The 19,178-nt window shown below is 61.5% G+C and carries 19 protein-coding genes; 9 read left to right on the top strand and 10 right to left on the bottom strand.

Annotated elements, in window-relative coordinates:
* Positions 1-63: 63 nt before the first annotated feature.
* The 3 genes from grxD to R1T45_RS14815 are packed head-to-tail and all read right to left on the bottom strand — an operon-like array spanning position 64 to position 1,011.
* Positions 64-426: a Grx4 family monothiol glutaredoxin gene (gene grxD / locus R1T45_RS14825; protein WP_317389452.1), complete on the bottom strand. Its 363-nt coding sequence runs from the start codon at positions 424-426 to the stop codon at positions 64-66.
* A 1-nt stretch (position 427) separates the two neighbouring features.
* Positions 428-772, bottom strand: coding sequence for a hypothetical protein (locus R1T45_RS14820; protein WP_317389451.1), 345 nt, complete (start codon positions 770-772; stop codon positions 428-430).
* Positions 773-774: 2 nt separating this feature from the next.
* On the bottom strand, positions 775-1,011 hold the full coding sequence (locus R1T45_RS14815; protein ID WP_067629149.1) for a BolA family protein: 237 nt from the start codon (positions 1,009-1,011) through the stop codon (positions 775-777).
* Positions 1,012-1,154: 143 nt separating this feature from the next.
* On the opposite strand from R1T45_RS14815, the gene R1T45_RS14810 reads away from it, so the two are divergent.
* The 6 genes from R1T45_RS14810 (at position 1,155) to R1T45_RS14785 (ending at position 9,123) form a co-directional block, all read left to right on the top strand.
* On the top strand, positions 1,155-2,114 hold the full coding sequence (locus tag R1T45_RS14810; protein ID WP_317389450.1) for an XdhC family protein: 960 nt from the start codon (positions 1,155-1,157) through the stop codon (positions 2,112-2,114).
* A complete protein-coding gene (locus R1T45_RS14805) occupies positions 2,111-3,112 on the top strand; it encodes a molybdopterin-binding protein (protein WP_317389449.1) in 1,002 nt (333 codons plus the stop codon). The genes R1T45_RS14810 and R1T45_RS14805 overlap by 4 nt, the downstream gene beginning before the upstream one ends.
* Before the next feature lie 86 nt (positions 3,113-3,198).
* Positions 3,199-3,684, top strand: coding sequence for a (2Fe-2S)-binding protein (locus R1T45_RS14800; RefSeq protein ID WP_120350911.1), 486 nt, complete (start codon positions 3,199-3,201; stop codon positions 3,682-3,684).
* 115 nt (positions 3,685-3,799) lie between these two features.
* Positions 3,800-6,175 (top strand): xanthine dehydrogenase family protein molybdopterin-binding subunit, encoded by a 2,376-nt coding sequence (locus R1T45_RS14795; protein ID WP_317389448.1) that lies wholly within the window; start codon positions 3,800-3,802, stop codon positions 6,173-6,175.
* 71 nt (positions 6,176-6,246) lie between these two features.
* Complete coding sequence (locus tag R1T45_RS14790) at positions 6,247-7,035, top strand: FAD binding domain-containing protein (protein WP_132443524.1); 789 nt, start codon at positions 6,247-6,249, stop codon at positions 7,033-7,035.
* Between the two features lie 162 nt (positions 7,036-7,197).
* The gene (locus tag R1T45_RS14785; RefSeq protein WP_317389447.1) at positions 7,198-9,123 is read left to right on the top strand and encodes an OmpA family protein; all 1,926 of its coding nucleotides are present in this window, start codon (positions 7,198-7,200) and stop codon (positions 9,121-9,123) included.
* Between the two features lie 111 nt (positions 9,124-9,234).
* Here the strand turns inward: R1T45_RS14785 and infC are convergent, their stop codons facing one another.
* A complete protein-coding gene (infC, locus tag R1T45_RS14780; protein ID WP_067941840.1) occupies positions 9,235-9,783 on the bottom strand; it encodes a translation initiation factor IF-3 in 549 nt (182 codons plus the stop codon).
* 199 nt (positions 9,784-9,982) lie between these two features.
* Here infC and R1T45_RS14775 point away from each other — a divergent pair, with 199 nt between their 5' ends.
* Positions 9,983-10,252 carry a hypothetical protein gene (locus R1T45_RS14775; RefSeq protein ID WP_067629134.1) on the top strand — a complete coding sequence of 90 codons (270 nt, stop codon included), beginning with the start codon at positions 9,983-9,985 and terminating at the stop codon, positions 10,250-10,252.
* 88 nt (positions 10,253-10,340) lie between these two features.
* Here R1T45_RS14775 and purF read toward each other — a convergent pair whose 3' ends face one another.
* The 5 genes from purF to alr all read right to left on the bottom strand — a co-directional run bounded on the left by purF (position 10,341) and on the right by alr (position 16,248).
* Positions 10,341-11,825, bottom strand: a complete 1,485-nt coding sequence (gene purF / locus R1T45_RS14770; protein WP_067629132.1) for an amidophosphoribosyltransferase — start codon at positions 11,823-11,825, stop codon at positions 10,341-10,343.
* 245 nt (positions 11,826-12,070) lie between these two features.
* Positions 12,071-12,625 carry a CvpA family protein gene (locus R1T45_RS14765; RefSeq protein WP_067629130.1) on the bottom strand — a complete coding sequence of 185 codons (555 nt, stop codon included), beginning with the start codon at positions 12,623-12,625 and terminating at the stop codon, positions 12,071-12,073.
* Positions 12,626-12,654: 29 nt separating this feature from the next.
* Positions 12,655-14,022: a DNA repair protein RadA gene (gene radA / locus R1T45_RS14760; RefSeq protein WP_120350916.1), complete on the bottom strand. Its 1,368-nt coding sequence runs from the start codon at positions 14,020-14,022 to the stop codon at positions 12,655-12,657.
* Between the two features lie 104 nt (positions 14,023-14,126).
* Positions 14,127-14,924 (bottom strand): DNA repair protein, encoded by a 798-nt coding sequence (locus R1T45_RS14755; RefSeq protein ID WP_067629125.1) that lies wholly within the window; start codon positions 14,922-14,924, stop codon positions 14,127-14,129.
* 280 nt (positions 14,925-15,204) lie between these two features.
* Positions 15,205-16,248: an alanine racemase gene (gene alr, locus R1T45_RS14750; protein WP_317389446.1), complete on the bottom strand. Its 1,044-nt coding sequence runs from the start codon at positions 16,246-16,248 to the stop codon at positions 15,205-15,207.
* A gap of 147 nt (positions 16,249-16,395) precedes the next feature.
* Between alr and R1T45_RS14745 the strand changes: the two genes are divergently transcribed.
* Together R1T45_RS14745 and R1T45_RS14740 are read left to right on the top strand one after the other, a co-directional pair.
* Complete coding sequence (locus R1T45_RS14745) at positions 16,396-17,103, top strand: sterol desaturase family protein (RefSeq protein WP_317389445.1); 708 nt, start codon at positions 16,396-16,398, stop codon at positions 17,101-17,103.
* Between the two features lie 100 nt (positions 17,104-17,203).
* Positions 17,204-18,511, top strand: coding sequence for a dienelactone hydrolase (locus R1T45_RS14740; RefSeq protein ID WP_317391102.1), 1,308 nt, complete (start codon positions 17,204-17,206; stop codon positions 18,509-18,511).
* 48 nt (positions 18,512-18,559) lie between these two features.
* On the opposite strand, the gene R1T45_RS14735 is transcribed toward R1T45_RS14740, so the two are convergent.
* Positions 18,560-19,015: a DsrE family protein gene (locus tag R1T45_RS14735; RefSeq protein ID WP_067941853.1), complete on the bottom strand. Its 456-nt coding sequence runs from the start codon at positions 19,013-19,015 to the stop codon at positions 18,560-18,562.
* Between the last annotated feature and the right edge of the window lie 163 nt (positions 19,016-19,178).

Below are 19,178 nucleotides of genomic sequence, written 5' to 3'. Positions count from 1 at the left end.
GACAAAAAAACACCCCGGAGGGCCAAGCCGCTCCGGGGTGTTTTCGTCTAACCTGTGGTCGCTTTAACCGTTGGCTTCGCGGATCTTATCCGCAGCGTCCTTATCAAAGGTCACGCCATTCTCGGCAAAGAGCGTGTCCAACTCGCCCGAGAGCGTCATCTCGGTGATGATGTCACAGCCACCGACGAACTCGCCCTTGACGTAAAGCTGGGGAATGGTCGGCCAGTCAGAGAAATCCTTGATCCCCTGACGCAGCCCCTCATCGGCCAGCACGTTCACATCGCTATAGTTCACGCCCATGTAGTTCAGCACCCCGGCCACGCGGCTGGAGAAACCGCACTGCGGCATTTCTTTAGTGCCTTTCATAAACAGCACAACATCGCTTTTGGTGATTTGTTCTTTGATCTGGTTTGAGGCATCGCTCATGTCATTTGTCCTTCGTATCTAATTTCTTGAACGCAGCGTGATAGCGCCGCGCATAGGTTTCATCGTCGGCCCAGGGCTTCACGTCCAACTCGGCCCCGCCGAGAAAGAAACCGCCCCGTTTCTTCGTCCAATTCGTGTGCCCGCGCTCTAGGCTCTCGTTGCGCCGCGCGGTGCTGGCCACGGCATCTAGATCCAGCGCCTCCATCCCCAGCGGTACTTTGCCGGTCTCAGGGCGCGGAGGCTGGCGTTGCGACAGCGGCACATGCCGCCCGCGCCGCGTCCGGTGCTGGGCATAGGCGGTGGCGGCGATCCCGCCCAGAACAACCGCTGCGGCCCAGCCCCACATCGTTAGTCCGGCGTCCGTGTGGTCAGCGCCAGCGCGTGCAAATCGCCGTTCGATCCGTCCATCTTGCCCTTAAGGGCCGCATAGACGGCGCGCTGTTGCTGGACCCGGTTCATACCACGGAAGCTTTCGTCAACAACCATGGCCGCCATATGCACGCCGTCATTGCCTTCGACGGTGATCTTGGCGTCCGGAAAGGAAGCGCGGATCAGGTCTTCAATTTCGCTGGCTTGCATGGGCATGGGGTGGCTCCGAGTGTTGTGATATCTTGGCCTAGATGTAGTGCCGCACTGCGCTGCGTGCAAGGCGAAGGCTTGTGCCGTTCTCGCATTGACCTTTGCCCGCGAAGCAACACACTCTGCCCCCCGATAGGAAAGGAAACCAGATGGACCGGATCCCCGAACAGGCGCTCGATTGGGCCGAGGCTGGGCAGCCCGTTGCGCTGGCCACGGTGGTGGAGACTTGGGGCTCGGCGCCGCGCCGCGCAGGGGCGCAACTGGTGGTGGCGGGCGATGGCACGATGATGGGCTCGGTGTCAGGCGGCTGTGTCGAAGGGGCCGTGGTGGTCGAGGCGTTGGAGGCGATCGAAGACGGGCGCACACGGCTGTTGGAATACGGCGTCAGCGACGGCGATGCCTTTGCCGTGGGTCTGGCCTGCGGCGGCACGATCAAAGTGCTGGTGGAGCCGGTCGGGCCTGACGCTTTGACCCTAGAGATGCTGCGCGAATTGGTCGCGAAACGCGCAAGCCGGCAGGCGGTGGCCTATGAGGTTGCGCTTGACGGCAGCACCCGGCACCTGACCCACGACGGCCACCAAGACCGCTTCCGCCGAGACCGTTCGGGCGTGGACGAGGAGACCGGGCGTTTCATTGCCATCCACAACCCGCCGCTGCGGCTGGTGATTGTCGGCGCGGTGCATATCGCGCAGCATCTGGTGCATATGGCGGGGGAAGCTGGGTTTGATCCGATTGTCGTCGATCCGCGTGAGGCCTTTGGCTCGCCCGCGCGCTTTCCTGATTGTGACCTTATGAACGACTGGCCCGATGCCGCTCTCAGAGAGATCGGCCTCGACGCGCGCTCCGCCGTTGTTTTGCTCACCCATGACCCCAAACTCGACGATCCGGCGCTGCATGTGGCGCTCGCATCAGAGGCTTTCTACATCGGCGCTCTCGGCTCGACCCGGACACAGGCCAGCCGCCTTGCGCGGTTGGAAGAGGCGGGCGTGGCCGCAGATCAGGCTGCACGGATCCACGGGCCGGTCGGTCTCGACATTGGTGCTGCCAGCCCTGCCGAGATCGCCGTGTCGATCCTCGCTCAAATGATCCAAAGCCTGCGTCGGCCATGAGGTTCGGCCCGGTTCCTTTAAGCGATGCCCTTAACGCGACGCTGGCGCATTCCGTGGCCGTTGCAGAGGGGCGTCTGCGCAAGGGGCGGGTGTTGGAGCAGCCCGATATCGACGCGCTTTCGGCTGCAGGCATCGAAGAGGTGATCGTCGCCCGGCTCGACCCCGGCGACATTGACGAAAACGCCGGTGCTGCCAAATTGGCCCAAGCGCTCTGTGGTCCGGGTCTTCGGATGTCGAACCCCTTCACCGGGCGGGTAAACCTGCTTTCCGATGGGCCGGGTGTGGTGGTGATGGACCGCGCGGCGCTGGAGGCGGTCAATGCGGTGCATCCGATGATCACGCTGGCCACGGTACCGCCCCATCAACAGATGGGCGAGAACGGCATGGTGGCGACAATCAAGATCATATCCTACGCCGTGCCTGCCGAGGCGGTGGCGACCGCCTGCGCGGCTGCGGGAGTGGGCGCGCTGCGCCTTGCGCCACCCGTCTTGCGCAATGCGACACTTATCATTACCGATGTCCCCGGCGGCGCCGGAGAGAAGGGCCGCGCGGCGGTGGAGGGGCGGCTGAAAGCCCTGAACGTGACGCTGAAAGATGCCACAACGGTCCCTCATCGCACCGCCCCGCTGGCCAAGGCCATTGCCGCAGCCCAGACCGATCTGATCCTCATCCTCACCGCCTCGGCCACCTCAGACATCAATGACATCGCCCCGTCGGCCTTGCGCCATGCAGGCGGCGAAGTGACGCGTTTTGGCATGCCGGTGGACCCCGGCAACCTGCTCTTTCTCGGCCACCTTGGGGGCCGCGCGGTGATTGGCCTGCCGGGCTGCGCCCGCTCGCCTGCGCTCAACGGCGCGGATTGGGTGCTGTCGCGGCTGGTCTGCGGCATTCCCGTCACCAGCGCGGATATCGCGGGCATGGGGGTGGGCGGATTGCTCAAGGAAATTCCGACCCGCCCGCAGCCGCGAAACCCCGGCAAAAGCGCAGGTGGGGGCTGAGAAAAAGCCCTAGGAAAATATATGTTCTCAACTAGGGCTTGTCGTGCTTAACTGCCTCTAACAAGCGTCAGACTGGGAGGAAGAACATGACACAGGTCAATATGACCGTGAACGGCAAACCCGCGTCAGGGGAGGTCGAAGGCCGCACGCTGCTGGTGCATTTCCTACGCGATGATCTGGAACTTACCGGGACTCATGTGGGCTGTGACACCAGCCAATGCGGGGCCTGTGTGGTTCATGTGAATGGCAATGCGGTCAAAGCCTGCACCATGTTCGCGATTGAGGCTGACGGCGCCGAAGTCGACACCATCGAAGGGCAGGCGGCCCCAGATGGCACGCTCAACACCATCCAGCAGGCGTTTCAGGATCACCACGGGCTGCAATGCGGATTTTGCACGCCGGGCATGGTGATGTCGGCGGCAGCCCTGCTCAAGGACAACCCCAAGCCGAGCGAGGCCGAGGTGCGCCACTACCTTGACGGCAACATCTGCCGCTGCACCGGGTATCATAACATCGTCAAAGCGATCATGGCCGCCAGTGGTCAGGACGTCAGCGCGCTGGCGGCAGAGTAAATCCAAGAACAGCGTCACGCAGAGCAGACCGGTGATGGCGGAGGGAGGACCACCAGAACCGGGCGCCGCGTGACAGATCAGGTGCATCCGCACCGCCACCAAACGGGAGGACATTATGCCTAAGGATCTTGAACCGACGCGCGGAATCGGCGCTAGCAGCAAACGACGGGAGGACATTCGCTTTCTCACCGGGTCGGGGCGCTACACGGATGATATTAACCTGCGCCGCCAGACCCATGTGTTTTTCCTGCGCTCCGACGTGGCGCATGGGCGGCTGACGGGGGTCGATACCTCTGCCGCTGAAGACATGCCCGGCGTGCTGAAGATTTTCACCGGCGCGGATTTTGCCGAAATCGGCGGGATGCCCTGTGGCTGGCAGATCACCGATAAACATGGCCAACCCATGCAAGAGCCGAAGCACCCGGTGCTGGCCCACGAAAAGGTCCGCCATGTGGGGGAACCAATCGCCGCCGTGGTGGCGGAGACTTTGGCACAGGCGCGCGATGCTGCTGAGGCAATCGTCGTAGACATTGACGAGTTGCCCGCCGTGGTGAACATGAAAGACGCAGTCAAAGGCGATGCGCCCAAGGTGCATGACGATCTGACCAGCAACCTTTGCTATGACTGGGGTTTCGTTGAGGAAAACAAAGACGCGGTGAACAAGGCCTTCGAAGACGCCGCGCATGTCACCACGCTGGAACTGGTCAACAACCGTCTTGTGGCCAACCCGATGGAGCCGCGCGTGGCCATCGGCGAGTACGACCGCTCGGCTGGCGATTATACGCTTTATACAACCAGCCAGAACCCGCATGTGATCCGCCTGCTGATGGGCGCCTTTGTGCTGGGCATCCCCGAGCATAAGCTGCGCGTTGTGGCCCCGGATGTGGGCGGCGGTTTCGGCACCAAGATTTTCCACTACCAAGAAGAAGCCTTTTGCACCTTTGCCGCCAAGGCGGTGGGGCGTCCGGTAAAATGGACCTCCAGCCGGTCGGAGGCTTTCATGTCGGATGCCCATGGCCGCGACCATGTGACCAAGATCGAACTGGCGCTGGATGCCGACAACAACTTCACCGCGCTGCGCACCGATACCTACGCCAATATGGGGGCCTATCTGTCGACCTTCGCGCCCTCGGTGCCGACGTGGCTGCATGGCACGCTAATGGCGGGGAACTACAAAACGCCGCTGATTTACGTGAACGTTAAGGCGGTCTTTACCAATACCGTGCCAGTAGATGCCTATCGCGGTGCCGGACGGCCCGAGGCGACCTATCAATTGGAGCGTCTGATCGACAAGGCCGCGCATGAGTTGCAGGTCGACCCGATCAAACTGCGCCGCCAGAACTTCGTGACGGAGTTTCCCTATGCCACGCCGGTGGCAGTGGAATATGACACCGGCGACTACAACGCCACGATGGACAAGCTAGAGGAGATTGCCGACCACGCCGGTTTCGAAGCCCGTCGCAAGGAAAGCGAAGCCAAAGGCAAGCTGCGCGGTTTCGGCGTGAACTGCTATATCGAGGCTTGCGGCATCGCGCCGTCGAACCTTGTCGGCCAACTGGGTGCACGTGCGGGCCTGTATGAAAGCGCCACGGTGCGGGTCAACGCGACCGGCGGGCTGGTTGTCATGACCGGCAGTCACAGCCACGGGCAGGGGCATGAGACCTCTTTTGCGCAAGTGGTGGCCGATATGATTGGCATCGATGAGAATATGGTCGAGATCGTCCATGGCGACACGGCGCGCACACCGATGGGCATGGGCACCTATGGCTCACGCTCGCTGGCCGTGGGCGGCAGCGCCATGGTCCGGGCGACGGAAAAGATCATCGCCAAGGCCAAAAAGATCGCCAGCCACCTGCTCGAAGCCTCGGAAGGGGATATCGAGTTGAAGGATGGGGCCTTCAGCGTCGCGGGCACAGACAAATCCGTGGCTTGGGGCGATGTGACGCTCGCGGCTTACGTGCCGCATAACTATCCGCTAGAGGAGATCGAACCGGGTCTTGAGGAAACCGCCTTTTACGACCCGTCGAACTTCACCTATCCGGCGGGTGCCTATGCCTGCGAGGTCGAGCTTGATCCCGACACCGGGCATGTCACGATCGAGCGGTTCACCGCAGCCGATGATTTTGGCAACGTCGTGAACCCGATGATCGTGACCGGCCAAGTGCACGGCGGCTTGGCCCAAGGGATCGGTCAGGCTTTGTTGGAGAACTGCGCCTATGACGAAGACGGCCAATTGCTCAGCGCGTCTTATATGGACTACGCCATGCCTCGCGCCAGCGATCTGCCGTTCTATGACGTGGATCATTCCTGCCAGACGCCCTGCACCCACAACCCCTTGGGCGTCAAAGGCTGCGGGGAGGCGGGGGCGATTGGCTCGCCGCCTGCTGTGGTAAACGCGGTCCTCGACGCCATGCGTTCAGGTGGCAAGGACATCGGCCATATCGACATGCCGGTCAGCCCCGCGCGGGTTTGGGAGGCGATGAATGGCTGAGCGCCTTGGCCTACTGAAAAGTGTATTGGACAAAGAGGCGACGCACGGGCGGCCTCTGGGAAGGATGAAAGATGTATGAATTCGAAGTAGAGTGCCCCAGCAGCGTGGCGGATGCGGTCAAGGCCTTGGGGCAGGAAGACGCGCAACCGCTGAGCGGGGGGCAGACGCTGATCCCCACGCTGAAGGCGCGGCTGGCGATGCCCTCGGTTCTGGTGTCGCTGGCGGGGATTGATGCGTTGAAAGGCGTGGAAATGCGCGATGGCGCGCTTTGGATTGGCGGCGGCACGACCCACGCGACCGTCATGCGCGAGGCCGCGGAAAGCTATCCCGCCTTGGCCAGCCTCGCCGCGCGGATCGGTGACCCGGCGGTACGCAACCGCGGCACGATCGGCGGATCGCTTGCCAATAACGACCCCTCTGCCTGCTATCCCGCCGGGGCCTTGGCCAGCGGGGCGACGATTGAAACCGACCGGCGCGAAATTGCGGCTGATGACTATTTTCAGGGCATGTTCACCACCGCCTTGGAAGAAGGGGAGATCGTGACCGGCGTGCGCTTTCCCATTCCGCATGCCGCGCATTACGAGAAGTTCATCCAACCCGCCTCACGCTTTCCGCTGGTCGCGGCCTATGTCGCCCGGTTCAGTGATGGAGTGCGCGTGGCGATCACCGGCGCGTCGAACGATGGTGTCTTCCGCTGGACGGAGGCCGAAGCCGCTTTGTCTGGCCGGTTTGAGGCTGGTGCCTTAGAGGGGCTCACCCTCGGTTCGGATGATATGATCAGTGATCTGCACGGCAGCGGCGCCTACCGCGCGCATCTTTGCGGCGTGATGACCCGCCGCGCTGTCGCAGCCATCGCCTGATAGTCGATAACACTTTGTAAACCTTTGCCGCGTCCCCGAATGGGGGCGCGGTATTTTCATGGGATAAGGTATTGATATTGGATAGCGGAACCAGCGCCCCCATTATGCGTTGGGTGACAAGCGCTGCCCGAACGGCGTTCCCGTAATAATGAGGACGTGAACATGAAAAACCTACTGAGATCTACGACTTCGCTGGGTCTGAGCCTTGCATTGGCCTTCCCGCATGGCGCTTTCGCTCAGGAGCAGAATCTGGCCGAATGCGGCCCCGTGGGCGAAGCGACAGAGTTTCCCTGCGCATTTGACGATCAAACGGTAGAGAACGCCGAAGAGTTGCGCGTCATCGCCGGGCTGAGCGCTGATGCGGAAGCTTCGGCGGAAGTGGAAGCCGAAGCGGAAGCTGAAGTTGAAACCGAGGCCGAAGCGGAACCCGGTTCTGTCTTGGATCAAGCTGCCGATGCGGTTGAGTCCACCGGCGATGCCGCCGCTGCCGCTGTAGACAGCGCGGTTGAACAGGCCGACGAAGCTGCTGATGCCGCAGAGGCGCAAGCTGAAGCTGCCGCCGAAGCTGCGTCGGAAGCCGAGGCCGAGGCGACTGCTGAAGCCGAAGTTGACGAAGAGGTAGAGGCCGAAGCGGAAGCAGAAGCAGAGGTTGAGCAAGAGGTCGAAGCCGAACCCGTCGTCGAGCAAGAGGCTGAAGTTGAAGCCGAGACCATGCAGGACGCGGAAGTTGAGGCCGAGGCCGAAACCACTGCAGAAGCCGAAGCAACTGCTGATACACCCGTAGAAACCACCGAGCCTGTCGAAAGCGAGCTGGAGGGCGAAACTGCGACCGAAGCAGAAACGGTCCAGAATGACGAAGCTGCTGCCACAACCGCTCAGGATGCCGAAACCGAAGCCGAAATGAGCGGCGAAGCGGTGGGCGAAGAAGACAACGCTGGTCTGACCGAAGAGCAGATCCAAGCCCGTGAAGAGCGCCGCGAAGCCCGCCGTGCCGAGCGCCGCGAAGAGCGTCGTGAGGAACGCCGTGCCGAGCGTGAGGCCGCCGCTGCTGCGGCTGCCGCTGCTGCCGAAAACGATGCGGAAGCAGAAGTAGTGACCGAAGAAGTTACCGAAGAGGACGTGCGTACCTCGGACGAAGATTTCGACACCAAAGTGACCGCCGCCGGTGAAGCCGAAGCAGCGGCCTCAAACGATGACGACAGCGGGCTGTCGGACTTCGAGAAAGCCTTGCTGCTTGGCCTTGGCGCCGTGGCCGTGGGGTCGGTGCTGAACAACGGTGAAAAGATCGTCAGCCGTTCCGGTGACCGTGTGGTTGTTCAGGACGACACTGGTGAACTGCGTGTTCTGAAGGACGACAACGCGCTGCTGCGTCGCCCCGGCGATGAAGTGCAAACGCAGACCTTCGACGACGGCTCCACCCGTACCATCGTGACCAAGAGCGATGGCAGCCGGGTCGAGACCATTCGTTCGCGCGATGGTACCGTGTTGCGCCGCACCAACTTTGACGCACAGGGCCGCGAGTACGTACTTGTGGATGACCTTGTCGAAGAGCGTGAAGTTGTGGTGAACGACCTGCCGCAGGTTCAGGAAACCCAGCAAGCTCAGCGCGCCAGCACGCAGGACGAAGCAGCGCTGCGTCAGGCTCTGCAAACGGAATTGCGCAACGATCAGGGGCGGACATTCTCCCTGCGTCAGGTGCGCGAAATCCGTGAGGTGCGCTCTCTCGCGCCGCAGCTGGAACTGGACGCCGTGCGCTTCCCCACAGGCTCTGCTGCGATCCAGCCTGAGCAGGCCCGTTCGCTTGCCAATATCGGCACCACGCTGCGTGACCTGATCCAGAAGGACCCGCGCACCGTGATCCTTGTCGAAGGGCATACGGATGCGGTTGGCGATGCGAGCTACAACCTCGCCCTGTCGGACCGCCGTGCAGAGACCGTTGCACTGGCTCTGACGGAGTACTTCGATGTACCGCCTGCCAACCTGATCACGCAGGGCTACGGTGAAAGCCAGCTGCGCGTGCCGACGACGTCAGCGGAACCTGCGAACCGCCGTGCGGTCGTGCGGAACATTACCGGTCTGCTGCGTTAAGCAGACCTACCCCTAAAATGAAAACGCCCCCGGAGCGATCCGGGGGCGTTTTGCGTTATAGGCTGTAAGATGATCAATCGGGCCCGCCGTGCGGACCCGACATAGAGCGGATCACTTGTTGGGCAGGGGCCCGATCACCATGACCATCTGGCGGCCTTCCATCTTGGGGAAGTTCTCAACCCGGCCGATGTCTTTGGTATCCGCAGCAACGCGCTCCAAAAGCTCACGACCCAGGTTCTGGTGCGCCATCTCACGGCCACGGAACCGTAGGGTGACCTTCACCTTGTCGCCACCTTCGAGAAACTTGAAGACATTGCGCATCTTCACATCGTAGTCGTTCGTATCCGTATTGGGACGGAACTTGACCTCTTTGATCTCGATGATCTTCTGTTTCTTGCGGGCTTCGCTCTCGCGCTTTTGCTGTTCATATTTGAACTTGCCGAAATCCATGATCTTGCACACGGGCGGCTTGGCATTGGGCGAAATCTCGACAAGGTCGAGCCCAGCTTCTTCGGCCATTTCCATGGCACGCTGAGGCGTCACAACGCCGACGTTTTCGCCGTCCGCCCCGATCAGGCGGATTTCATTGGAGCGGATCTTGTCGTTGACGCGCGGGCCGGTGTCACGTTGGGGCGGCGCGTTATGAGGTCTGCGAGCGATGGTGATGGTCCTTTGATTGTTACCTAATTCGAGAATGCAAGGTAAACCCGCAGGGGGGCATCTTCAAGCCGCAAAATCGCGCTATGCGTGGGCTTTGCGGCGATTTACCCTTGATCTGGGGCGAATGTGGCGCAATTGACGGCTATGCGGCCCCGGGGGTAATCTCTAACGTCGCGGGGCGTAGATTAAGGGGAATGGAATGAAGAATCTGGTCTGGTTGGTCGTGGCGGCGTTGATTGCGCTGGCGGGCTATATGCTTTTCACCGGCAAAGGGCCGCAGGAAGTGGCCATCGAAGCCTCTGAGGCGATAAATGCCCCAGAGGTGGCCGAGGATGTGACCAATGCCGCCGAAGACGCGGCAGAGGCGATCACCGATACGGTCGATGCCGCCGGAGAGGCGATCAGCGACGCCGTGGATGATGCGACGGACAGCGCCAATGATGCGGCCGAGCCTGCGGCGCAAAACTAAGCAAGCGACCCCGCGAGGGTGGTAAAAAACAAGGCCGCGTCCGGGGTTCCGGGCGCGGCCTTTGCTTTGATAAAATCTGTCTCGCAGGTTATTCGGCGGCGGGCTTCATCTGGAACCCTTCCTTGACCTGATCGGCAGGGGTGACCGGGTAGTCGCCCGAGAAGCAGGCGTCGCAATACTGCGGGCACTCGGCCTTGCGGCCTTCGGCTTCGCCCACCGCGCGGTACAGACCGTCGAGCGAGATGAACTTGAGGCTGTCGACCTGTAGGTGATCGCGCATCTCGTCTTCGGACATGGTCGCCGCCAGCAGCTTTTCGCGCTGCGGGGTGTCGACACCGTAGAAACAAGGCCATGCCGTAGGCGGGGAGGCGATGCGGAAGTGAACCTCGGCGGCGCCAGCGTCGAGGATCATCTCTTTGATCTTGCGCGAGGTCGTGCCGCGCACCACCGAGTCGTCGACCAAGATCACCCGCTTGCCCTTGATAAGCGCACGGTTGACGTTGAGCTTGAGACGCACACCCATGTTGCGGATCTGCTCTGTCGGCTCGATGAAGGTCCGGCCCATATATTGGTTGCGGATGATGCCCATCGCGTAGGGAATGCCGGATTCAAGGCTGAAACCAATCGCTGCCGGGGTGCCACTGTCGGGCACGGGGCAGACGAGATCGGCGTCAACCGGGCTTTCCTTGGCCAGTTCGCGGCCAATATTCTCGCGCGTTTCATAGACCGAGCGACCGCCGAGGATGCTGTCGGGGCGGCTGAAATACACGTGCTCAAAAATGCAGAAACGCGAGGCGACGCGGCGGAAGGGGAAGTGGCTTTCGACGCCTTTCTCAGTGATTACCACCATCTCGCCCGGCTCGATCTCGCGCACGAATTCGGCCCCGATGATGTCAAGCGCGCAGGTTTCAGAGCTCAGCGCCCATCCATCGCCGACACGGCCCAGAACCAGCGGGCGAACTCCTAGCGGATCGCGCACGCCAATCAACTTGGTGCGGGTCATTGCCACGACAGAAAACGCCCCTTCGACCCGCCGCAGGGCATCTTCCATCCGTTCGGGAATGTTGCGCTGCAACGACCGCGCCATCAGGTGAATGATGCACTCACTGTCCGAGGAAGACTGAAAGATCGAACCGCGTTCGATCAGCTCGCGGCGCAGCGCGTTGGCATTGGTGATGTTGCCGTTATGCGCAATCGCGGCACCGCCCATGGCAAACTCGCCAAAGAAAGGCTGCACATCGCGGATCGCGGTGGGGCCTTTGTTGCCGGAGGTGGAATAGCGCACATGTCCGATGGACAACTCGCCGGGCAGGGTCTGCATGATATCCTGCGAGGTGAAGTTATCACGGACATAGCCAAAGCGGCGGGCCGATTGGAAACCAGCTTCGGGATCGTAGCTGACGATGCCGCCTGCCTCTTGTCCGCGGTGCTGGAGGGCGTGGAGGCCAAGGGCCACGAAAGTGGCGGCGTCAGCAACGCCAACCACGCCGAAAACGCCGCATTCCTCCTTCAGTTTATCCTCATCTCCGCTGTCGCGCAGGTAGGATGTGTCAAAGGGATGGGCGGGTGGCATGAGCTTGGACAACGGGGCAACTCCGAATCCGGGTGGGGTCGGTGCCTATGTAGGGGCTTCGCACCCGACTGTCACCCCGCATGTCGCCCGCAAGGAGCGACAGGCGCGATAAAGCGTGCCGAGGGGTCGAGAACTGGGCAGCAGGTGCACCGCTGCCAGTCCCGGATGTGCCCCAAACGCAAAACAGGCGGCCCGTTGTTCTGGCCGCCTGTCTAAAACGATAGTGTTAAGAGTTTATGAAGGCTTTAGGCGCTACATTTCCCAACGAGCGCCTCATAACGGTTGGTGATCCAACCAAGCGCCTCTTGCGGGTCTTTTTCTTCGATCTGGCCGGTAAAGCGCGAGAATACAGCAGCGGAGCGGCTGTTTTCGACCATTGTCGTGCGCTCACCCGTGATGACCGTGTCGTAGACGAAGAAGGCAATCGCCACCAAAAGCACGCCGCGCACGACGCCGAAAATAAAGCCAAGCCCTTGATCAAGGCCGCCCAGCATCGAACGATGCACCAACGAAGAGAACAGCGGGGTGAAAAGTGAAACCACGATCAAGGCGGCAGCAAAGACCAGCGCGAAGGCACCGATCACCGACAATTCGCAACTGTCGGCAAGGAATTCGCCAACATAGGGCAGCTCACGCACCAGCGGCTCAACCTGCGGCGCAAAGAGAAAGGCCAGCACTGCCGCTGCAATCCAGCCGACAATCGCCATCAGCTCGCGCACCAGCCCGCGGCCATAGGCCAGCAGTGCCGATAGCACGATGACCACCGCGACCACCCCGTCAATAATGGTAAAACCGTCCATGCGCGTTCTCGCCCTCGTCTAAGGGGGGATCAGCCCGCCCCGAAAATTTCGCCAACAAATCCGGTCAGATCGCTCATCGTATTCAGCGCAATTCCGGTCGCACCCACGGCTTTCCCGCCGCGCGGTGCAATAGCGCTCGTAAAACCAAGTTTTTGCGCCTCTTTCAACCTGTTTTCCGTCTGGCTGGCGGGGCGCAGCGCACCGGACAGGCTGATTTCCCCGAAAACAACGGTTTCGGCAGGCAGGGCCGCGTCTTCTCGGGCCGAAAGGATCGCGGCAGCCACGGCCAGATCAGCGGCGGGCTCCGAGATTTTCATGCCGCCGGCCACATTGAGATAGACATCCAGCCCCGCAAAAGGAATCCCGCAGCGCGCCTCCAACACCGCGAGGATCATCGCCAGACGGCCCGAATCCCACCCCACCACGGTGCGGCGCGCCTGGGAATGGGGCGAGGGGGCAACAAGCGCCTGAAGCTCGACCAAGACGGGCCGCGTGCCTTCGATGCCCGCAAAGACCACCGACCCGGGGGAGGGTTGGCCGCGTTCCGACAAAAACAGCGCCGAGGGGTTGAGGACCTCAGACAGACCGCCGCCCGTCATCTCGAACACGCCGATTTCATCCGCCGGGCCAAAACGGTTTTTGACCGCGCGCAGGATGCGGAATTGGTGGCCCCGTTCGCCTTCGAAATAAAGCACAGTGTCGACCATATGCTCCACCACCCGCGGGCCTGCGATCTGACCTTCTTTGGTGACGTGGCCCACGAGGATCACGGCAACCCCGCGCCGTTTGGCGAAACTGGTCAACTCATGCGCCGCGGCGCGCACCTGACTGACCGAGCCCGGCGCGCTTTCGACGTTATCGGCCCACATGGTTTGAATGGAATCGATGATGGCAAGCTGCGGCCGCTCGGCTTCCAACGTGGTGAGGATGTCGCGCAGATTGGTTTCCGCTGCTAGTTTCACGGGCGCTTCTGAAAGGCCCAGCCGTTGGGCGCGCATGCGGACCTGCGCGCTGGCTTCCTCTCCGCTGACGTAAATCGTTTTTAGCCCCGAATTCGCAAAATGGGCGGCGGCTTGAAGCAGGAGGGTTGATTTGCCGATGCCCGGATCGCCGCCCACAAGGATCGCCGAGGCGGGCACCAAGCCGCCGCCCAGAACGCGGTCCAACTCGGCAATACCGGATTGCGCGCGCGGTGGCGGGGTTTCTTGGGTGGCAAGGTCGGTGAGTTCAATGGCAGAGCCGCGCCGTGCGCCCAAGGATTTGCTGGGCGGGCCTGCGGAGATGCCCTTGTCTTCGACGATCGAATTCCAAGCGCCACAGGCGTCACAGCGCCCGGACCATTTGGAATGTTTCGCACCGCATTCGGCGCAGGAAAAACTGGAGGAGGATTTGGCCATGGGCCCTTTTCGCGCAGGTGCCGGATGGCGTCAAAGGAAAAGCATCCGGCCTTTGGGTGATGATCCCGGGGGGGAACCCAATAGGCCGGATGCTGCCGCCGGTGTTACTCGGCAGCTTTGGGAGGCAGATCGATCACGATATTGTCGAGCGATGTCGGCTCCGGCTGGCGCTCGGGGGCTTCGGTTTGCACCACACGTTCGAGGCCAAGCTCCGGCATGATCTCACGCATCTCGTCACGCAGGCGCTCAAGCTGGGCTACGGCGACGCTCTCTTCGAGTTCGACTTCGTGGAGCCAATGTTTCATCTCTGTCGAGATGGCTTTGGCCTGATCCAGACGGCTGTTGAACAACTCGACCTCTTCTTGGCGCTGTTTCAGGAAGCTGCGTGCACGGGCCAGTTTCTCATCCGAGTAAACTTCGGCCAGATCGCGGGCCACGTGGCTCATTTGTGCGGCCATTTCCAGAACGGCGGGCTCCAGCGTGCTGAGGTCGGGGTGATCGCGCAGATAGGCCAGACGTTCGCGCACCGAATCAAATTCCGAACTCATCTGAAAGGTTTCCGCACGGTCGGCAGCGTGCACGGCACCGTAGGCGCGGGCCACGTCCTGCATGCCGACATTGAACTGGCGGTGCGAGGTTTCAAGCTGCATGACGCGACGGTTGGTGGGCAGGAAAAAACACAGGCCCACGGCAAGAGCGGTCAAGGTTAGCTGGGCGTACATCCCAGCGTTTTCAACAGGCTCACCGCCATATCGAAGGTCAAGACTGATCCAATCCCAAAGGCCGATCCCGGCCATGATGCTGGCCACGGTGAGGGCAAGGGCCGCGAGGGCAAAGACCACAACGGCCAGCCGTTGAAAGGCGAATTGGATGAGGTAGGCGAATGAACGAAGCTGGGACATACTTTCTCCCCCCTGGAAGAGCTACTAAGCAAGTTTCTGCCGACCAACGCCTCTTTATCCTTCTTTGTTCCCATTCAGTGCGGAATTATGCTGAGGATTTAACGCAGTTTTGCCCACATTATGGCACAACCTCAGGTTTTTCGTAAACTTTTTGCAGTGATTGGGGTGATTTACCTGTCGCTTGCCGAAGACGGGCGGGGCAGGCCTGTGGGAAAATAGCCACGCTAAAGCGCCGCCGATCTGCAGTCCACTCAATACGAAATGGGGGAAAGTCGCCGAACTATTCGGCGTAGGTCCGCGCGTATCTCGCCCCGAGTGAGGTGAGCATTTCGTAGCCGATCGTCCCGGCCCAATCCGCCAGATCATCGACACCCTGCTTTGGCCCCAGCAATTGCAATGTCGTGGGAACTTCATCCAACGCAGAAACATCCACCGTGATCAGGTCCATCGACACGCGCCCGACAATTGGCAGCGAAATGCCGTCATGTTGGAAAGAGGCCGCGCCGACTGCATTGCCCATGGCGCGCTGGAGCCCGTCGGCGTAGCCCGCAGCGACGGTGGCGAGCTTCACCGTGCTCTCTGCCGTCCATGTGTTGCCATATCCCACAGTCTCTCCCGGGGTGACGTTGCGGGTTTGGATCACCGGCACATCAAGGGTGACCACAGGCCGCGCATCGGTGAAGGGCCGCCCGCCATAAAGGCCAATCCCGGGCCGCGTGACATCGAAGTGATAATCAGAGCCCAGCAGGATGCCCCCCGTGGCAGAGAGCGAGCGCGGGACGTCGATCCCTTGGGTCATCTCGTGAAAGCTGCGCAGCTGCGCGTCGTTCATCTCGTGTCCCGGTTCGTCTGAGCAGGCCAGATGCGACATGATCAGCGAGGGGTTCTGGCTGAGTGCGATGTCGCGCAGGGCCGCCCATTCCGCAGGCTCCATCCCCAGCCGGTTCATGCCGCTGTCGAGTTGGATGCCAAAGCCATGGCCGGGCAGGGTCTCAAGCTGGCGCAAAAGCTGCTCGGTCGAGTTGACCATCGGCGTCAAGGCGGCACCGGCAATCGCCTCGGCGTCGCCTGCCATGTGGCCGGAAAAGACATTGATCACCGGGCCTTCGCCCAAGGCCTGCCGCAGTGCTACGCCTTCTTCGGTCAAGGCCACAAAGAACTGTCGCGCGCCAGCCTCGGCCAAGGCTGTCGCCACACGGGCCGCACCAAGGCCATAGCTGTCGGCTTTGACCACGGCGCCGGTCTCGGCTCCCGTCATGCGGTCAAGGGCGCGCCAGTTGTCGGCGATGGCTTGCAGGTCGATGGTCAGGGTCGCTTTGCTCATGGGCGGATGTGGGCCAGAATGCGGGGGGAGGTCAAGCGACCAAGGGCACCTAACGTCATGCGCGACAGGGGCGAGGGGGATTTGTTACACTTTTGCCTACCGGATGCGCAGGATGGGGAGGTCAGGCGGATGTCACGGATCAGGATCATGTTTGGCCACGCGGGGGTATCGCTCATGGCGCTGGCCGGTGTGGTTGCCTTTGGCGCGATGCTCTGGGGCGCGCCGCTGTGGTGCTGGGCGCTGGTGCCGCTGGGGATCGCGGCGCAGATGCTCAATGAATACAACCTGCACCGGCATGTCTTTCACCTTGATCCGCCGAAACGGCAATGGGCCTTTGATCTGCTCTACCGCGCGCATTACGGGCATCATGATTTTCCCACCAATCACGGGCTGTTCTTTGTGCCGCTCTGGGTCGCTTTGCCGATGCTTGTGGGTAATTTCCTTTTGGTTTGGGGCATTGCGGCGCTGCTGGGGTTTGACGCAAGCCTTTGGATTGCCACGGCAATCGTGCCCTTGGGCGGGGTGCTGACCTTTTTGGGCTATGAGTGGTTCCACATGACCGCGCATCTGACGGTCCCCAAAACGCCGGTCGAGCGGCATGTCACGCGGCTGCACAACCAGCATCACTTCCGCGACTTCAACAAGTGGTTCCACGTCAGCCCCGGCGGAGAGATTATCGACCGCGCCATGGGCACGGATATCGACACCGAAGCCTTGAAACAGCAGCAGCGCATCGCCTTTATCCGCACCTTGGGCATGAAACCCGATGACCCAAGGCTGTTGGCCGCCCGCGCCAAATTCGCCGGGAGGTATGGGCTCTCTGAGGCAGAAGTGGCCCGCGCCGCGCGGGGGTAAGTGTGAAACTTCCGTAACGTCACGGCTAGGGCGCTTGCTTGCCTCCGCAACGCAGGTAGGCTCGGGCCTATCCAAGGGAGGACGAACCATGCATAGACATATGACCACCACGGCCCTGCTTGCCGCCAGCCTTACCGCAGGGGCGGCGCAGGCGGAGAATCGGATCGACCGACAATTGCCGAACGCGCCCGAACTCGCGGCCTATGGCGACCACGCGGTGGGCGTGCGCACGCTTGAGATGGTCAACCCCGATCAGATCGACATACTCGCCATCGACCCGGCCGCCGATAAGCCCGATGAGATGCCGCGCTATGACCGACCTTTGACCGTTGAGATGTATTACCCTGCCGCCGAGGGCGCGCAGGGCGAAACCGCCTTCAAAGCCTATCTGCGCGACGGCACCACCGAGGTCACGTTGCAGGGACAGGCGATGCGCGATGTCGATCCGGCCTCGGGCGAGACCTTTCCGCTGGTCCTGATCAGCCACGGCTATCCGGGCAACCGCTATCTGCTGTCGCATCTGGCCGAGAACCTCGCCTCCAAGGGCTATGTCGTGGCCTCCATCGACCACACCGACAGCACCTACCGCACGCAGGCGGCCTTTGGCTCGACGCTGGTGAACCGCTCGCTGGACCAACTCTTTGTCCTGGAGCAGATGGCGCAAAAAGCCGCGGAGGGTGGCGATTTTGCAGGGCTTTATGACGCCGAGAACACCGGGCTGATCGGCTATTCCATGGGCGGCTATGGCGCGATTATCACCGCAGGCGGCGGCGTGACCGAGGCTTCTGTAGGCTACACATGGGGTGGGCCGCATGGCACATTGGGCATTCATCAGGCCGGGTCAGACACCCACGACGCGCTGCCTGATCCGCGCATCAAGACGGCCGTGGCCTTTGGCCCTTGGGGCATGAACCGTGGTTTTTGGGATGCCGAAGGTCTGGCGGGTGTGCAGATCCCGATGCTCTTTATCGCCGGATCGCAGGATGACACATCGCTTTACGAAGACGGCATTCGCGCCATCTGGCAAAACACTTCAAACGTCGACCGTGCGCTGCTGACCTATATGAACGCAGGCCATAACGCCGGCGCGCCGATGCCCGCGCCCACGGAGTCCTATTACTTCAGCGAGGACAAAGGGTTCAACATTTCAGAACATTACACCGATGCGGTTTGGGACACGGCGCGGATGAACAATATCGCCCAGCATTTCGTGACCGCATGGATGGATAGCCATCTGAAGAATGATGCCGAGAAGGGGGGCTACCTTGATCTGGTAGAGGATTCCAACGCTGGCGTCTGGTCGGTCGAAGAAGACGGGACCAAAAAGGACGACCACAGCTATTGGAAGGGTTTCGCCGAAGGCAGCGCCAAGGGGCTGATGTATGAGACCCGCGCAGCGGGAGAGTGACAAAACGAACGCCCGGGGGGAGTGTTCCCCCCTCCCGGGCGGTACGGTTCAAGGTTTGATGTAGGTGTAGCCCATCTGTTGCAGGCGCGACAGTTCCGCCACGCCGGAGGGCACGATGTCTTCCTCCCACACATCATAGAGATCATCCTCATAGCTGATTTCGCGGCCGCGCAGGGTGTTGTTGCAGACGTGAAAGCTGACGTTCTGCCCTTTGAGCGATGATACGGTTGTCTGCATCTTGTCGTTGCCCTTGGCATCGGCCAAGAGGCTCAGCCCATTGCCATGCAGCACGACCTTCACGTCGATATTCTCGGCCCCGACGGCATTGATGTGGTTCTGAATGTTGCGCATGGCCCCCAGATGCGCTTTGGAGCCTTCGCCGCCGTTATAGTTGATGTGATAGACGACTTTCTGCTTGCCGTAACGCTCGGTCTCTTCGGCGTGGAGCGCGAAGGCAAAGCTGGTGGCGAGCATCAGACAGATGGCGCGGATGATATTGGTCATTTTGGTCCTCCCAAGGTGAGTGACGGTACTGGCGCGAGGCGCAGAACCGCCCATCTAGCCTAACGGCAGTTTGGGGCAATCCAAATCACTTATTCAGGACTTTGAATTCGATGGGGATGGGGGCGATGGGCTGAGGGTCACTGCCCGCAAAGAGCGGTGGCCT

This window comes from Sulfitobacter sp. LC.270.F.C4 (genome assembly GCF_032922545.1).
GTDB classification, from domain to species: domain Bacteria; phylum Pseudomonadota; class Alphaproteobacteria; order Rhodobacterales; family Rhodobacteraceae; genus Sulfitobacter; species Sulfitobacter profundi.
Note: the sequence above shows the minus strand (reverse complement) of the source record. Positions and strands in the feature narration are given on the sequence as shown.

What these genes read in the sequence shown, in the direction of transcription:
- grxD (WP_317389452.1), bottom strand. Translation starts at nt 426, where the DNA reads ATGAGCGATGCCTCAAACCAGATCAAAGAACAAATCACCAAAAGCGAT.
- R1T45_RS14820 (WP_317389451.1), bottom strand. Translation starts at nt 772, where the DNA reads ATGTGGGGCTGGGCCGCAGCGGTTGTTCTGGGCGGGATCGCCGCCACC.
- R1T45_RS14815 (WP_067629149.1), bottom strand. Translation starts at nt 1,011, where the DNA reads ATGCCCATGCAAGCCAGCGAAATTGAAGACCTGATCCGCGCTTCCTTT.
- R1T45_RS14810 (WP_317389450.1), top strand. Translation starts at nt 1,155, where the DNA reads ATGGACCGGATCCCCGAACAGGCGCTCGATTGGGCCGAGGCTGGGCAG.
- R1T45_RS14805 (WP_317389449.1), top strand. Translation starts at nt 2,111, where the DNA reads ATGAGGTTCGGCCCGGTTCCTTTAAGCGATGCCCTTAACGCGACGCTG.
- R1T45_RS14800 (WP_120350911.1), top strand. Translation starts at nt 3,199, where the DNA reads ATGACACAGGTCAATATGACCGTGAACGGCAAACCCGCGTCAGGGGAG.
- R1T45_RS14795 (WP_317389448.1), top strand. Translation starts at nt 3,800, where the DNA reads ATGCCTAAGGATCTTGAACCGACGCGCGGAATCGGCGCTAGCAGCAAA.
- R1T45_RS14790 (WP_132443524.1), top strand. Translation starts at nt 6,247, where the DNA reads ATGTATGAATTCGAAGTAGAGTGCCCCAGCAGCGTGGCGGATGCGGTC.
- R1T45_RS14785 (WP_317389447.1), top strand. Translation starts at nt 7,198, where the DNA reads ATGAAAAACCTACTGAGATCTACGACTTCGCTGGGTCTGAGCCTTGCA.
- R1T45_RS14775 (WP_067629134.1), top strand. Translation starts at nt 9,983, where the DNA reads ATGAAGAATCTGGTCTGGTTGGTCGTGGCGGCGTTGATTGCGCTGGCG.
- purF (WP_067629132.1), bottom strand. Translation starts at nt 11,825, where the DNA reads ATGCCACCCGCCCATCCCTTTGACACATCCTACCTGCGCGACAGCGGA.
- R1T45_RS14765 (WP_067629130.1), bottom strand. Translation starts at nt 12,625, where the DNA reads ATGGACGGTTTTACCATTATTGACGGGGTGGTCGCGGTGGTCATCGTG.
- radA (WP_120350916.1), bottom strand. Translation starts at nt 14,022, where the DNA reads ATGGCCAAATCCTCCTCCAGTTTTTCCTGCGCCGAATGCGGTGCGAAA.
- R1T45_RS14755 (WP_067629125.1), bottom strand. Translation starts at nt 14,924, where the DNA reads ATGTCCCAGCTTCGTTCATTCGCCTACCTCATCCAATTCGCCTTTCAA.
- alr (WP_317389446.1), bottom strand. Translation starts at nt 16,248, where the DNA reads ATGAGCAAAGCGACCCTGACCATCGACCTGCAAGCCATCGCCGACAAC.
- R1T45_RS14745 (WP_317389445.1), top strand. Translation starts at nt 16,396, where the DNA reads ATGTTTGGCCACGCGGGGGTATCGCTCATGGCGCTGGCCGGTGTGGTT.
- R1T45_RS14740 (WP_317391102.1), top strand. Translation starts at nt 17,204, where the DNA reads ATGACCACCACGGCCCTGCTTGCCGCCAGCCTTACCGCAGGGGCGGCG.
- R1T45_RS14735 (WP_067941853.1), bottom strand. Translation starts at nt 19,015, where the DNA reads ATGACCAATATCATCCGCGCCATCTGTCTGATGCTCGCCACCAGCTTT.